Consider the following 12224-nt stretch of genomic DNA (forward strand, 5'->3'; position numbering starts at 1 on the left):
CGCAATCCGGCTGGAGAAATCCGTCGGCAACGCGATGGCTTCGTCAAGCGCGTTGGTGTGCAGCGACTGCGTCCCGCCGAGCACAGCACTCATCGCCTCATAGGCCGTGCGCACAACGTTGTTATAGGGGTCCTGTTCCTGCAAACTGACACCCGAGGTCTGGCAGTGGGTGCGCAGCATCGAGGATTTCGGATTCTTCGGTTCAAACTCCGTCATGATCCGCGACCACAGCAGACGTGCGGCGCGCAGCTTGGCGGCCTCCATAAAAAAGTTCATCCCGATGGCAAAGAAAAAGCTCAGACGGCCGGCGAATTTATCGACATCCATGCCCCGGTCGATGGCCGCGCGCACATATTCGCGCCCGTCTGCGAGAGTAAAGGCAAGCTCCTGCACGAGGCTCGCGCCCGCTTCCTGCATGTGGTAGCCGGAGATCGAGACAGAGTTGAATTTCGGCATCTCATCAGAAGTGTATTCGATGATATCCGCGATGATCCGCATCGACGGCTCAGGCGGGTAGACATAGGTGTTGCGCACCATGAACTCTTTGAGGATGTCGTTCTGAATGGTGCCCGACAGAACGGCGCGGTCATGCCCCTGCTCTTCTCCTGCGACAATGAAACTGGCAAGGATCGGGATGACCGCACCGTTCATTGTCATTGAGACCGAAACTTTATCGAGCGGAATCCCGTCAAAGAGAATTTTCATGTCCTCAATACTGTCGATGGCGACACCGGCCTTGCCCACATCTCCCTCGACACGCTCGTGATCGCTGTCATAGCCGCGGTGCGTGGCCAGATCAAAGGCGACCGAAACCCCCTGCTGGCCCGCGGCAAGTGCGCGACGGTAAAAGGCATTGCTTTCCTCGGCAGTGGAAAAGCCGGCGTACTGGCGGATCGTCCAGGGACGGCCTGCGTACATCGTGGCCTTCACACCGCGGGTAAAGGGCGCCTCGCCGGGCACTGTGCCCAGATGCGCCAGCCCCTCGATATCATCAGCCGTATAGAGCGGCTGCACATCGATGCCTTCGAGCGTTTTCCAGGTCAGATCGTCGAGTGATCGCCCGCGCAGTTCTGTTTCAGCCAGGCCGCGCCACTTGTCTTTCTTCGTGCTCATCAGGTTGTCCTTTTTTGTCTGACCCGGCCGGCGGAGTTGTCCCCGCTCTTGTCCGGATCCGGTCCTCTGTCAGCGTCGCCAGGCCATCGGCACCGGCGGTCAGCCACATAATATCGTCCGCATATACTTCGCGCAGCGCGGCATGCTGTTCGTTCGAAAAAGGGTTCCAGCGACCCATACCAAAAGGCAGTTCCGCAGCCTCTGTGCCGCGCTCCGTCAGCACCCGGCGCAGGTCCGGCAGGCGGGGCGCACGATTAAGCCACTGCCGGTCGTTATCGGGTGGCGCATCGATACCGGTGCCGCGGGCAAGAAAGACATCCGACCGGCCCGCAAAGCTTTCAAAAGGCATCACCCGGATCGGAACACCGGGTACGGCACAGGCCACATCGGTGACCACATCGCGCCAGCCACGCTGCGACCCGGCGATCATCGCCAGCTTGTTTTTCATAGGCAGCGGGTGGCCGCGCGAGACGCCGAAAGCCAGCGCCGAGCACCACCAGAGCTCCAGACTGCGCACCGAGAGCAACAGGCCGCTGATCTCTCCGTCAAAGGCGCGGGCAAAGCGTGCTGTACGCTCTCCTGCCGACGGATAAAGGCTGCCTTCGCAAAGGTTTTCACGCACTGTGCCGAGCATGTTCTCGTCGCTCACCACGAGCGTTTTCACACCGCGATGGCGCGCGCCTTTCAGCCGCAGCTGCACCCGGCCCTCTCCCCTTGTCCGCAGGTCGCGTCCGCGCGCCACGCCCGGCCCCGGGATGATGCCGGAAAACAGACCGCGTCGTGTCCGCCCCGGCCCCCAGAAGCCGACTTGCTGCTCTGTGAGCGCAGCCTTGTGGCGCCGCATGTAATCCTGGAACCCTGTGGTCCCAGTACGATGCGCACCAAGATGAAGAATAACATCCATGACTTTTCCTGCCCGGTTGGCGGCGATCGGCTGCGAAAGCCCGCCTGACGCGTCCTGCGCGATCATACTCCCGGACCTCTTGCCGCAGCTTTAATGGCAAAATCCCACGTCTTCCCCATCGCATATCCCGAAACAGGGGTTATATATGGTGCATCAGGAGAGATAATGAAAAGACTGCTACCCGTTGTTCTGATGAGCTTTTTTGCAGCTGCACCCTTACCGGGAACGGCTGAGGAAACTGTGGCAGATCCCCTCTTTGTCGATGTAACTGAGGTGGATTTAAAACAATTTAAGTGGAAAAAACGCCCGCTGGTTGTTTTTGCCGATACGCCGGACGATCCAATGTTCATAGAACAGCTCGAACTGTTGCGCTCCCGCGAGGCCGCAATGCGCGAGCGCGACGTCGTTGTGATCACCGACACTGACCCTGACGCGGAATCCGATCTGCGACGCAAGCTGCGTCCGCGCGGGTTTATGCTGGTGATCATCAATAAAGAAGGCACTGTGAACGTACGCAAACCTTTCCCCTGGGACGGACGCGAAATATCACGCAGCATCGACAAAATGCCGATCCGCCAGAGAGAAATCCGCGAGGCCAAGGAACGGGCGCGCGCCGACGGCACAAACTGATCCCGCCACGCCAGGGCGCATCCTGTGCGCAGGCCCGGAGTTATGGTGCCCGCACAGGTCACGGATTATTCGAACTCCATGATTACATCGTCCACGGCCAGGCTGTCGCCTTCGCCCGCGTTGACCTTTGAGACGACACCTTTGCGCTCGGCACGCAGAATGTTCTCCATTTTCATCGCCTCGATGGTGCACAGAGCCTGCCCTTCCTGAACCTCGTCCCCCGCCGCGACATTCAGTTTTACAATCAGACCAGGCATCGGGCAAAGCAGCATCTTTGACGTATCCGGCGGCAGCTTTTCGGGCATTTTCCGCGCCAGTTCTGCCTGACGCGGGGTGCGTACATGCACTTTGAGATCGGCGCCCCGCGTCCGGATGCGGAACCCGCCACTGATCTTGCCGACCTTCAGCACCAGCGCGCGCCCGTCCACCATCATTTCTGCAAGCTGATCACCCGGCGTCCAGGCGCCGCTGACCCGAAGTTCTTTGCCGTCCTCAAACCGTACGGTCGCCCCCCCGGTGTCAGCACTGATCACCACGTCATAGGAGTGCCCGCCAAGGCTGACATTCCAGTCCGAGCCCACTTTACGCTCGTGGTTGTCCATCCGGCCCGACACCCGCGCACGCCGGATTTCAGCCACCCGGTGCATCGCCGCTGTCGCCGCCGCAATCCGCGCGAGTTCCGCGTCGGGCAGTGTCACACCGGTGAAACCTTCGGGATATTCCTCGGCGATGAAGGCTGTGGTGATGTCTCCGGATACAAACCGCGGATGATCCATAACAGCCGACAGGAACGGCAGGTTATGTCCGATCCCCTCAACCTCAAAGCTGTCGAGTGCCACACGCATCTGTTCGATGGCCTCAGCCCGTGTCGGCGCCCAGGTGCAGAGCTTAGCGATCATCGGATCATAGAACATGCTGATCTCGCCGCCTTCAAAAACACCGGTATCATTGCGCACCGCCAGATCGCCGGCAGGCGCGTCGCCCTGCCACGTGCCCTCCTGCAACAAGGGGCCCGCTGCCACCTCGGCGGGCGGACGGTACCGCGTCAGCCGCCCGATGGACGGCAGAAAGCCACGGTAAGGATCCTCGGCATAAAGCCGGTTTTCGATGGCCCAGCCGGTCAGGGTCACGTCCTTCTGGCTGATCGAAAGCTTTTCGCCGTTGGCGACCCGGATCATCTGTTCCACCAGATCCACACCGGTGATGAGTTCAGTCACCGGGTGCTCCACCTGCAGGCGGGTGTTCATCTCAAGGAAATAAAAGTTCTTCTCGCCATCGACGATAAACTCGACCGTGCCGGCGGACGTATATCCGACGGCCTGCGCCAGTGCGACGGCCTGCTCTCCCATCGCTTTGCGCGTTGCTTCATCCAGAAACGGGCTCGGGGCTTCTTCGACCACTTTCTGGTTCCGGCGCTGAATCGAGCACTCGCGCTCGCCCAGATAAATGCCGTTGCCATGCGCATCGCAGAGCACCTGGATCTCGATGTGCCGCGGCTGCGTCACGAATTTCTCGATGAAGATCCGGTCGTCGCCAAAAGAATTCGCCGCCTCGTTTTTCGACGACTGAAAGCCCTCGCGTGCCTCCTCGTCGTCCCATGCAATCCGCATACCCTTACCACCGCCACCCGCGGAGGCCTTGATCATCACCGGATAGCCGATCTCGCCGGAGATCTTCACCGCCTCATCCGCGTCCGCAATCAGGCCCATATAGCCAGGCACCGTGGAAACTCCGGCTTCCTGCGCAATTTTCTTGGAAGTGATCTTGTCGCCCATCTTCTCGATGGCACCGACGGGCGGTCCTACAAATGCAACGCCGGCGGCATCAAGTGCTTCGGCAAACCTGGAATTCTCTGAAAGGAAGCCGTACCCCGGGTGGACTGCCTGAGCGCCTGAGGACTTCACGGCCTCCATCACCTTGTCGATCACAATATAAGACTGGTTGGCAGGTGGCGGCCCGATGTGCACCGCCTCATCAGCCATCCGCACGTGCAGCGCCTGTCTGTCAGCGTCAGAATATACCGCCACTGTTGTAATGCCCATCTTGCGCGCGGTCTTGATGACCCGACAGGCGATTTCTCCACGGTTAGCGATCAGGATCTTGCTGAACATCGGATGTCCTTCTTCAACGGGGTGACAGTGAGGCAGGCAGCATGGCTGCACTGGCTGGTAAGGTGGCAGAGGGCGCACGGCGCAAACGCAACAGGCCACATGCAGGTCCTGCATGCGGTGGGTATATGGAATTCAGTCCGGAGTTTCGGTCAGTTACACCGACCCGGATTAAGCTGGCAATAGGCCAGATTACCGGCGGCACCGATTGCCGCGCCCTGCAGGACACTGCCGCTGACAACGACCGCTGCACCGGCGCCGATGACAGCACCGCCCAGCGATTGTTCGGTAACCGTGTTGCCGCAGGCGGCCAGAAGGGAGCAGGAAGCAACCGCGAAAATGAAGTGTCTGAACTGCACGAGGGGACCCTCTTTGCTCTGCCTTTCGCCGGACCGTCTTTATGCGGCCGCTGACGCATATCACTTACACCGGCACCAAAGCCGCTGTCCGCGAAAAAGGCGGACAGTTCAGAGCGTTGTGCGCTGATCTGTCCGCCAGGGGAAGGGGTACGAAGTTTGTACGCAGAACCGGGGCAGGGATACACGCACCAGCCTGCACTATCGACAATACGCGCAAGGGTTGTATCGCGCAACGACCGGGTGCGTCCGCCTCGTGTATAGGCCGACACCTGCCGGTTTAAGGAACTGGCCGGCAAATTCACGCCGATCCCTCCGTAAAAGCTTCGGGGAAGGAGGCACGGGCGACCGGCTCATTGATCACCAGGACAGCTTCATAACTTTCGGGATCAAAGGGGTCAGTTGCCGGCAGCACCTCGCGGCCAAAGAGCCAGGAGAGCCTGCCTGCATCAAGGTTGCCGCGCTCAAAAGGTTCCGCGCCGAAATGCTCCCAGAGTGCAGCGAAAAACGCAGCATCGGCACGCCGGTCAGCAGGCTTGCGATCTCTGAAGCGCTCGCGGGCAGTGAGCGGTGTAACGCCACGCGGATTAAAACGTCTGAGCGTAAACTGATAGTCTGTGCCGGGCAGCCGCCCCGGAAAACCGCGATGTTTCAGCATGATAGCCCCCCGTCAGACCAGCGGGACGCAGGCGGTGACGAGACAGGCCCGGGAGCCTGCCCCGCAGTGTTATTACTTGTACTTGCCGGTGTAGGTCGGCTCGGTTGAGATCGGCTCTGGGTCGACCACAACAAATTCTTCCTGCTCCTGGGCACAGGCCGCAACGAATGCAACGAGGCCAAATACTGCCAGTAATCTGATTGTTCCGGACATTTATGTCTCCTGTTTTCTGCCTCACCCGGTCTTGCAAAAGCTGGTTTTGCGCAGCGCGGGATTGTGTTCCGGGCCATGATATGCGGCCCGTGGCGCAGTCTAACGCAGATACCCGGCAAAGGATATGCCGCGAAAAGCATCTGCGCCCGATGTGACTGCAATGCCGCAAAGCAGGAGCGCGTCATAAAGCCTCCCATGCGCATATGCCGTCTGTGACACGAAAGACTTCGACGAACTGCGTCACAGTCTCATCCGCCTGTCCGAATTCCGCAGGCTGGTCGAGAAGGCTGACCACCACGGCATCGGCACTAAGATTCCGTTCAATAAGATATGGCAACGCCACGCGGGTGCACAGATATTCAAAATCGTCCTGCACGTCGAAAAAACTTACCTCGCCGCGTGCGCGCGCTATCGAAGGTACGACAAAGCGGAAACGTATCCATGTCTCGGCATCCACCCGGTCCACCAGTACTTCGAAAAGATCCATCGGCTGCCCCGATGGCACCAGCAAAGCGTCAGGCGCAACCGCGGCTTCCGAAACATATGTGATCCCGGTGCTCACGGCGCCGCCTCATCCTTTGTTTCAAAGACAGCGGGTGATATGATCTCCAGCAGCTCCAGATCGTCTGAATGGCGGACTTCGCGGTGCCGGATACCGGGCGGTTGCAGCACACAGGATCCTTCGCGCAGCATGTGCTCGCCGGTTTCTTCATACTCGAAAACAACCCAGCCCCGGGTCACGTAAACCATCTGAAAATCAAGATCGTGGCTGTGCCAGGCGGCAGGGCTCTCCATGCCCGGCACCGCACGGATAACATGCGCACCATATGCGCCCTTTGTCGCGGCACTGATCCCCAGTTCGCGGTATTCAAAGAACGGCCGCAGCCCCTTTCCCTCAAACCGGCCTCCGTCGGCGTGGCTGATCGTAAAAGCCTGATTACTCCAGAGTTTCGTCATGGCGCATCCCTCCTGCGTGCCACGCAATCAATTTCGACCAGCGCGCCAACGGCCAGCGCCGTTACACCGACTGTCGTCCGCGCGGGCAGCCTGTCCGCCGGAAACCAGCTTTTGTAAGTTTCGTTGAAGTCAGCGTAATCACGCTCGAACTCTGTGAGAAAACAGCGGCATTGCAGCACATCGCTCAGGTCCAGCCTGAGCCCCGCGAGAACGGTCTGCAGGTTTTTCATCACCTGATCGGTCTGCGCTGCGACCCCGCGGGGCAGATCTGCCTGAGGCGCGCCGGGCACCGTGGGCATCTGTCCGGTCAGGATCACCCAGCCGTCGGCCTCAACCGCGTGCGAAAAGGGCGCCACGTGTTCCGGGGCATCGCTGATGTTGTGAAAGAGGGTCACGCGCGCAACCCCGCAAAGATAAGTGCGCGCGCAGCGCCCTGATCAGCGCGTCCATGTTCATATCCGGACGCCACTCGATCCCGAGTTCCTGAGCGCGCGTGCAGAGGTCGTCTTTCGTGCACTCTTCGCAGGGCAGCTTGCAGCCCCCCTTTTGCGACGGCGACTGGCTGTCGCTGGCTATTGCATTGGCGATCCGGGCCGCTTTCTCCTTTGAGGCTCCCTGATCGCGCAGCGCGTCGCAGGTCTCGTCGTCTTTGATGCTTTTGCCGTGTGATTTCGCCATTTTCCGCTCTTTTCCGAGCGAACGCAGGGGTCATCATTACCGTTCCCTCCGGGCCTACAGCGGAATATTGTCGTGCTTCTTCCAGGGCATATGCGCCTTTTTGTTGCGCAGGCTGGCAAAGGCACGCGCGATACGCTTGCGCGTCGTGCGCGGCATGATCACCTCATCCACAAAGCCCCGTTCAGCGGCGACAAAGGGGTTCGCGAAGCGCTCTTCATAATCCGCCGTGTGTTTCGCAATCTTTTCCGGATCCCCCAGATCGCCCCGGTGTACGATCTCAGTCGCGCCTTTGGCCCCCATCACCGCAATTTCTGCGGTAGGCCAGGCGTAGTTGAAATCGGACCTCAGGTGCTTGGAAGACATCACCACATAAGCTCCGCCATAGGCTTTGCGCGTTATCACCGTCACCATCGGTACGGTTGCCTCGCCATAAGCATAAAGCAGCTTGGCACCGTGTTTGATCACGCCGCCGTATTCCTGGCTTGTACCGGGCAGAAAACCGGGCACGTCGATCAGCGTCAGGATCGGGATCTCAAAGGCGTCGCAAAACCGTACAAACCGCGCGGCCTTGCGCGAACTGTCGATGTCCAGACATCCCGCAAGCACCATCGGCTGATTGGCGACAACACCTACCGTGCGCCCCTCTATGCGGATAAATCCGGTCACGATGTTGCGGGCAAATTCCGCCTGGATTTCATAAAAATCACCCTCATCGGCGAGCTTTGTAATCAGCTCGGCCATGTCGTAGGGTGTGTTCGGATTTTCCGGCACCAGCGTATCAAGCGAAGGCTCAATACGCTCCGGATCATCGAAAAATGGTCGCACGGGCGGCTTTTCGCGGTTGTTGGACGGCAGGAAATCGACAAGGCGGCGCACTTCGGCCAGCGCCTCGACGTCATTTTCAAATGCGGCATCTGCCACTGAGGATTTGCGCGTGTGTGTGCCGGCACCGCCGAGCTGCTCTGCGGTAACCTGTTCATTGGTAACCGTTTTCACCACATCGGGGCCGGTCACAAACATATAAGAGCTGTCTTTGACCATAAAAATAAAATCGGTCATTGCAGGTGAATAGACGGCGCCGCCGGCACAGGGGCCCATGATCACGCTGATCTGTGGCACCACGCCAGAGGCCTGGATGTTGCGCTGAAAAATCTCGCCATAGCCTGCGAGACTGTCCACACCTTCCTGAATGCGGGCACCGCCGGAATCGTTGATCCCGATGACAGGGGCGCCATTCTGCACCGCCATATCCATAATCTTGCAGATCTTCCTGGCGTGGGTCTCCGACACGGACCCGCCAAGAACCGTAAAGTCCTGACTGAAAACATAAACCAGCCGGCCGTTGATCGTGCCCCATCCCGTGACCACACCGTCGCCAGCCGGTTTCTGCTTTTCCATGCCGAAATCCGTGCAGCGATGCGTGACGAACATATCGAACTCTTCGAAGCTGTCTTCATCAAGCAAAAGGTCCACACGCTCGCGCGCTGTCAGCTTGCCGCGTGAATGTTGCGCATCGATGCGTTTCTGCCCGCCGCCGAGACGCGCCGTTCCGCGCCGGTCTTCGAGCTGCTCAAGAATGTCTTTCATACCGGACCCCGCTTGAATGATATCGCGGACACTACAGGAATGCGTTGACCATACGAAGTGCAATCTAGCAAATTTGCAAAGCCTATTCACATTCTCTGGTGCAAACTGCAAATCCGCAAATTGTGCGTTTCAGACGGGTAAGCTGTGCATGGACTCTGCAGGGAGGCAGTTCTACATCTCCTGCATGCAAAATCCGCCTGTCATCAACTTTCTTGATCGGTCCACGCCACCGCACATCGCGACACTGATCCTGCTGGCAGGCATGTCGGCGATTGTGATGAACATGTTCCTGCCCAGCCTGCCGCGCATGACCGAGCATTTCGGCACGGATTACGGCGTGATGCAGCTTTCCGTAGCGCTTTATCTGGGGATCAGCGGTGTACTGCAGGTCTTTATCGGACCCGTCTCCGACAAATACGGGCGGCGGCCGGTGATCCTCGCAAGCCTCGCGCTCTTTATGCTGGCGACGCTCGGCTGTATCGTCGCGCCCAATGTAGAAATCTTTTTGTTTTTCCGCATGTGCCAGGCGGTGGTCGCATCCGCCATGGTGCTGAGCCGCGCGGCGGTGCGCGATATGTTCGATCAGGATCAGGCGGCGTCAATGATCGGCTATGTCACGATGGGCATGGCCGTGGTGCCGATGGTCAGCCCGATGTTCGGCGGCATTCTCGACGAGCTTTTCGGCTGGAAAGCAAACTTCTGGGCACTCTTCTTTCTTGGCGGGCTGACACTCTGGCTGGCCTGGGCAGACCAGGGTGAGACAGCGCGCCCCTCCGACCGCACGCTGACCGAGCAATTTGCTGAGTATCCCGAACTGCTCACCTCGCCCCGGTTCTGGGGGTATTCGCTGGCAGCGGCTTTTTGTTCAGGCTCGTTTTTTGCCTATCTGGGCGGCGGGCCTTTTGTCGGTTCTGTAGTCTTTGGTTTGTCGCCTTTCTGGGTGGGCATATTCTTTGGCGCTCCGGCGATCGGCTATTTCTTCGGAAACATGTGCACCGGACTTTTCGCGCAGCGCATCGGCATTAACCGGCTGATCCTCACCGGCTGTCTGATCAATGCATCAGGCGCTGTCCTGTCGCTGAGTGTTTTTCTGGCAGGCCACGGCTCTGCGCTCAGTTTTTTCGGGTTCATGACCTTTGTAGGCATGGGCAACGGTCTTGTGATACCGAATGCAACGGCCGGTATGCTGTCCGTCCGTCCGCAGCTTGCCGGCACAGCTTCCGGCCTTGGTGGTGCGATTATGATCGGCGGCGGGGCCGCTCTCAGCGCACTCGCCGGCGTGTTGCTGACCCCCGAGACGGGTGCCTTCCCGTTGCTGTACATCATGCTGATCACAGCGACGGCCGCCATTGTGTCAATTCTTGCGGTCTACTGGCGCGAACGCAGGATCGGGCTTGGCACTCCCGCTGCCTGACCCGGCTTAGCGTTTCATTAACTGTCTTCCTGCACCTTGCCCGGGTGGGTTTGCAAAGCTACGGTCAGCGAATCTGCAAATTTGCAAATCTGCGCCGGAGGGTCAGGTCATATGACCAGTCAGAAACTTTATGCAGGCGCCAAACTGCGCGAAGTGCGCACCCGTCTCGGTAACACGCAAAAGGATTTTGCCACCAAGCTCGGCGTTTCGCTGCCGTATCTGAACCAGATGGAAAATAACAACAGGCCGGTCTCGACCACGGTTGTGCTTGCACTTGCACAAGAGTTCGGCCTCGACGTGACCGAACTCAGCGCCGGCGACAGCGAACGGCTGGTCAGCGACATGCGCGAGGCCTTCGCCGATCCGCTTTTTTCCGACAGCCTTCCGCCGGTGGCTGATCTGCGGCTGGCGGCCTCCAACGCCCCTGCCTTTGCTCATGCTTTTCTGGAGCTGCACCGGAGCTATCGCCAGATGCAGGAACGGCTTGCCTCACTTGACGAGGCACTTGGCCGCGAGGATGCCCGCGCAACCCCCAGCCCCTGGGAAGAGGTGCGCGACTTCTTTCACTATTGCGACAACTATATCGACGCCGTGGACCGTGCCGCCGAGAATTTCGCGACCAAAGAGGGCAATGCCCGCAACATCCGGGTCGCGGCCACAGCAACGCTCGGCAACAGCGGTGTCACTGTGGATTTCACGGACACCGATCAGATCAGACATTACGACAGCGAAACAGGCAGACTGATCCTCTCCCGCCGTGCGCCGCATGAAACACAGACCTTCCAGTTATTGCTGCAGGTGGCACTCATCAAACAGGATCCCCTTCTGGAGGCCACACTGGATCTCGCGCGGTTTCACAGTGCTGAAGCACGTGCCATCGCCAAAATCGGCCTCGCCAACTATTTTGCCGGTGCGGCGCTCATGCCCTACGGTCCGTTTCAGCGTGTCGCGCGCGAATGCCGCCACGATCTCGAGGTGCTGGCCGGTCATTTCGGCGCCTCGATCGAACAGGTCGCTCACCGCCTGTCGACATTGCAGCGCCCCGGCGCAAAGGGTATTCCTTTTTTCTTCGTACGCGTGGATCAGGCGGGCACAATTACCAAACGTCATTCAGCCACCCGTCTGCAGTTCGCGCGCTTCGGCGGGGCGTGCCCGCTCTGGAACGTGCACCGCGCCTTTGAACTGCCCGGACAGTTTTTACGTCAGCTTGCCGAAACACCGGACGGGGTGCGCTACATCAGCCTCGCGCGCGACGTGACTAAGCCTGCGGGACGCTTTGGTGCGCCGCTCAGGCGGTACGCGATAGCGCTGGGCTGTGAAGTACGCCATGCACGTGATCTGGTCTATGCCGACGGGATGGATCTGGACCGCGAAGCTGCCTTCGAACCGATCGGGATCTCTTGTCGGATCTGCGAGCGGACCGCGTGCCACCAGCGCGCCGTGCCGCCGCTTGAACGCCGTCTGACCGTCAATCCGAACCTGCGGGGCGTGTTGCCCTATCAGGTGACTTAGCGTTTCGCGGCGCGCCAGCCTGCGGCACGGGCTTCGGCACCGCTGCAAAACCACCGCTCACCTTTATCGGCGCGGATCCGCGTGCGGTCATAAT

The 12224-nt window shown here is 59.6% G+C and carries 14 protein-coding genes and 1 pseudogene; 3 read left to right on the forward strand and 12 right to left on the reverse strand.

The window, feature by feature from the left end:
* Nucleotides 1–1113: methylmalonyl-CoA mutase family protein (locus tag Q0M35_RS13220; RefSeq protein ID WP_295316046.1), on the reverse strand; the 1113-nt coding region annotated here is incomplete at its 3' end.
* Nucleotides 1076–2017 (reverse strand): hypothetical protein, encoded by a 942-nt coding sequence (locus Q0M35_RS13225; protein WP_295316048.1) that lies wholly within the window; start codon nucleotides 2015–2017, stop codon nucleotides 1076–1078. The genes Q0M35_RS13225 and Q0M35_RS13220, both read right to left, overlap by 38 nt.
* A 165-nt stretch (nucleotides 2018–2182) precedes the next feature.
* On the opposite strand from Q0M35_RS13225, the gene Q0M35_RS13230 reads away from it, so the two are divergent.
* Complete coding sequence (locus Q0M35_RS13230) at nucleotides 2183–2647, forward strand: DUF4174 domain-containing protein (RefSeq protein ID WP_295316050.1); 465 nt, start codon at nucleotides 2183–2185, stop codon at nucleotides 2645–2647.
* A 65-nt stretch (nucleotides 2648–2712) separates the two neighbouring features.
* On the opposite strand, the gene Q0M35_RS13235 is transcribed toward Q0M35_RS13230, so the two are convergent.
* The 9 genes from Q0M35_RS13235 to Q0M35_RS13275 all read right to left on the reverse strand — a co-directional run bounded on the left by Q0M35_RS13235 (nucleotide 2713) and on the right by Q0M35_RS13275 (nucleotide 9204).
* Complete coding sequence (locus tag Q0M35_RS13235; RefSeq protein WP_295316052.1) at nucleotides 2713–4758, reverse strand: acetyl/propionyl/methylcrotonyl-CoA carboxylase subunit alpha; 2046 nt, start codon at nucleotides 4756–4758, stop codon at nucleotides 2713–2715.
* Nucleotides 4759–4907: 149 nt separating this feature from the next.
* Nucleotides 4908–5114, reverse strand: coding sequence for a hypothetical protein (locus tag Q0M35_RS13240; RefSeq protein ID WP_295316054.1), 207 nt, complete (start codon nucleotides 5112–5114; stop codon nucleotides 4908–4910).
* A 298-nt stretch (nucleotides 5115–5412) separates the two neighbouring features.
* Entirely contained in the window at nucleotides 5413–5769 is a 357-nt protein-coding gene (locus tag Q0M35_RS13245) for a hypothetical protein (RefSeq protein WP_295316056.1), read from the reverse strand.
* Nucleotides 5770–5841: 72 nt separating this feature from the next.
* Nucleotides 5842–5982 carry a hypothetical protein gene (locus tag Q0M35_RS13250; protein WP_295316058.1) on the reverse strand — a complete coding sequence of 47 codons (141 nt, stop codon included), beginning with the start codon at nucleotides 5980–5982 and terminating at the stop codon, nucleotides 5842–5844.
* A 181-nt stretch (nucleotides 5983–6163) separates the two neighbouring features.
* Nucleotides 6164–6544, reverse strand: a complete 381-nt coding sequence (locus tag Q0M35_RS13255; protein ID WP_295316060.1) for a DUF6497 family protein — start codon at nucleotides 6542–6544, stop codon at nucleotides 6164–6166.
* Entirely contained in the window at nucleotides 6541–6939 is a 399-nt protein-coding gene (locus Q0M35_RS13260) for a cupin domain-containing protein (protein WP_295316062.1), read from the reverse strand. The genes Q0M35_RS13255 and Q0M35_RS13260 overlap by 4 nt, the downstream gene beginning before the upstream one ends.
* Nucleotides 6936–7334, reverse strand: a complete 399-nt coding sequence (locus tag Q0M35_RS13265; RefSeq protein WP_295316064.1) for a RidA family protein — start codon at nucleotides 7332–7334, stop codon at nucleotides 6936–6938. Before Q0M35_RS13265 ends, Q0M35_RS13260 begins: the two co-directional genes overlap by 4 nt.
* Nucleotides 7270–7617, reverse strand: coding sequence for a Rho termination factor (locus Q0M35_RS13270; RefSeq protein ID WP_366519662.1), 348 nt, complete (start codon nucleotides 7615–7617; stop codon nucleotides 7270–7272). Before Q0M35_RS13270 ends, Q0M35_RS13265 begins: the two co-directional genes overlap by 65 nt.
* A 54-nt stretch (nucleotides 7618–7671) precedes the next feature.
* Nucleotides 7672–9204: an acyl-CoA carboxylase subunit beta gene (locus Q0M35_RS13275; RefSeq protein WP_295316066.1), complete on the reverse strand. Its 1533-nt coding sequence runs from the start codon at nucleotides 9202–9204 to the stop codon at nucleotides 7672–7674.
* 184 nt (nucleotides 9205–9388) lie between these two features.
* Between Q0M35_RS13275 and Q0M35_RS13280 the strand changes: the two genes are divergently transcribed.
* Nucleotides 9389–10618, forward strand: a complete 1230-nt coding sequence (locus Q0M35_RS13280) for a multidrug effflux MFS transporter (protein ID WP_295316069.1) — start codon at nucleotides 9389–9391, stop codon at nucleotides 10616–10618.
* A gap of 111 nt (nucleotides 10619–10729) precedes the next feature.
* Nucleotides 10730–12130 carry a helix-turn-helix transcriptional regulator gene (locus Q0M35_RS13285; protein ID WP_295316071.1) on the forward strand — a complete coding sequence of 467 codons (1401 nt, stop codon included), beginning with the start codon at nucleotides 10730–10732 and terminating at the stop codon, nucleotides 12128–12130.
* Here the strand turns inward: Q0M35_RS13285 and Q0M35_RS13290 are convergent.
* A pseudogene (locus tag Q0M35_RS13290) lies at nucleotides 12127–12224 on the reverse strand (thermonuclease family protein); the annotation flags it as partial. The gene Q0M35_RS13285 and the pseudogene Q0M35_RS13290 sit on opposite strands and share 4 nt — an antisense overlap.

Origin of the sequence: Roseobacter sp. (assembly GCF_024639605.1) — a bacterium.
Lineage (GTDB): Bacteria > Pseudomonadota > Alphaproteobacteria > Rhodobacterales > Rhodobacteraceae > Roseobacter.

What these genes read in the sequence shown, in the direction of transcription:
- Q0M35_RS13225 (WP_295316048.1), bottom strand. Translation starts at nt 2,017, where the DNA reads ATGGATGTTATTCTTCATCTTGGTGCGCATCGTACTGGGACCACAGGG.
- Q0M35_RS13230 (WP_295316050.1), top strand. Translation starts at nt 2,183, where the DNA reads ATGAAAAGACTGCTACCCGTTGTTCTGATGAGCTTTTTTGCAGCTGCA.
- Q0M35_RS13235 (WP_295316052.1), bottom strand. Translation starts at nt 4,758, where the DNA reads ATGTTCAGCAAGATCCTGATCGCTAACCGTGGAGAAATCGCCTGTCGG.
- Q0M35_RS13245 (WP_295316056.1), bottom strand. Translation starts at nt 5,769, where the DNA reads ATGCTGAAACATCGCGGTTTTCCGGGGCGGCTGCCCGGCACAGACTAT.
- Q0M35_RS13250 (WP_295316058.1), bottom strand. Translation starts at nt 5,982, where the DNA reads ATGTCCGGAACAATCAGATTACTGGCAGTATTTGGCCTCGTTGCATTC.
- Q0M35_RS13260 (WP_295316062.1), bottom strand. Translation starts at nt 6,939, where the DNA reads ATGACGAAACTCTGGAGTAATCAGGCTTTTACGATCAGCCACGCCGAC.
- Q0M35_RS13270 (WP_366519662.1), bottom strand. Translation starts at nt 7,617, where the DNA reads ATGGCGAAATCACACGGCAAAAGCATCAAAGACGACGAGACCTGCGAC.
- Q0M35_RS13275 (WP_295316066.1), bottom strand. Translation starts at nt 9,204, where the DNA reads ATGAAAGACATTCTTGAGCAGCTCGAAGACCGGCGCGGAACGGCGCGT.
- Q0M35_RS13280 (WP_295316069.1), top strand. Translation starts at nt 9,389, where the DNA reads ATGCAAAATCCGCCTGTCATCAACTTTCTTGATCGGTCCACGCCACCG.
- Q0M35_RS13285 (WP_295316071.1), top strand. Translation starts at nt 10,730, where the DNA reads ATGACCAGTCAGAAACTTTATGCAGGCGCCAAACTGCGCGAAGTGCGC.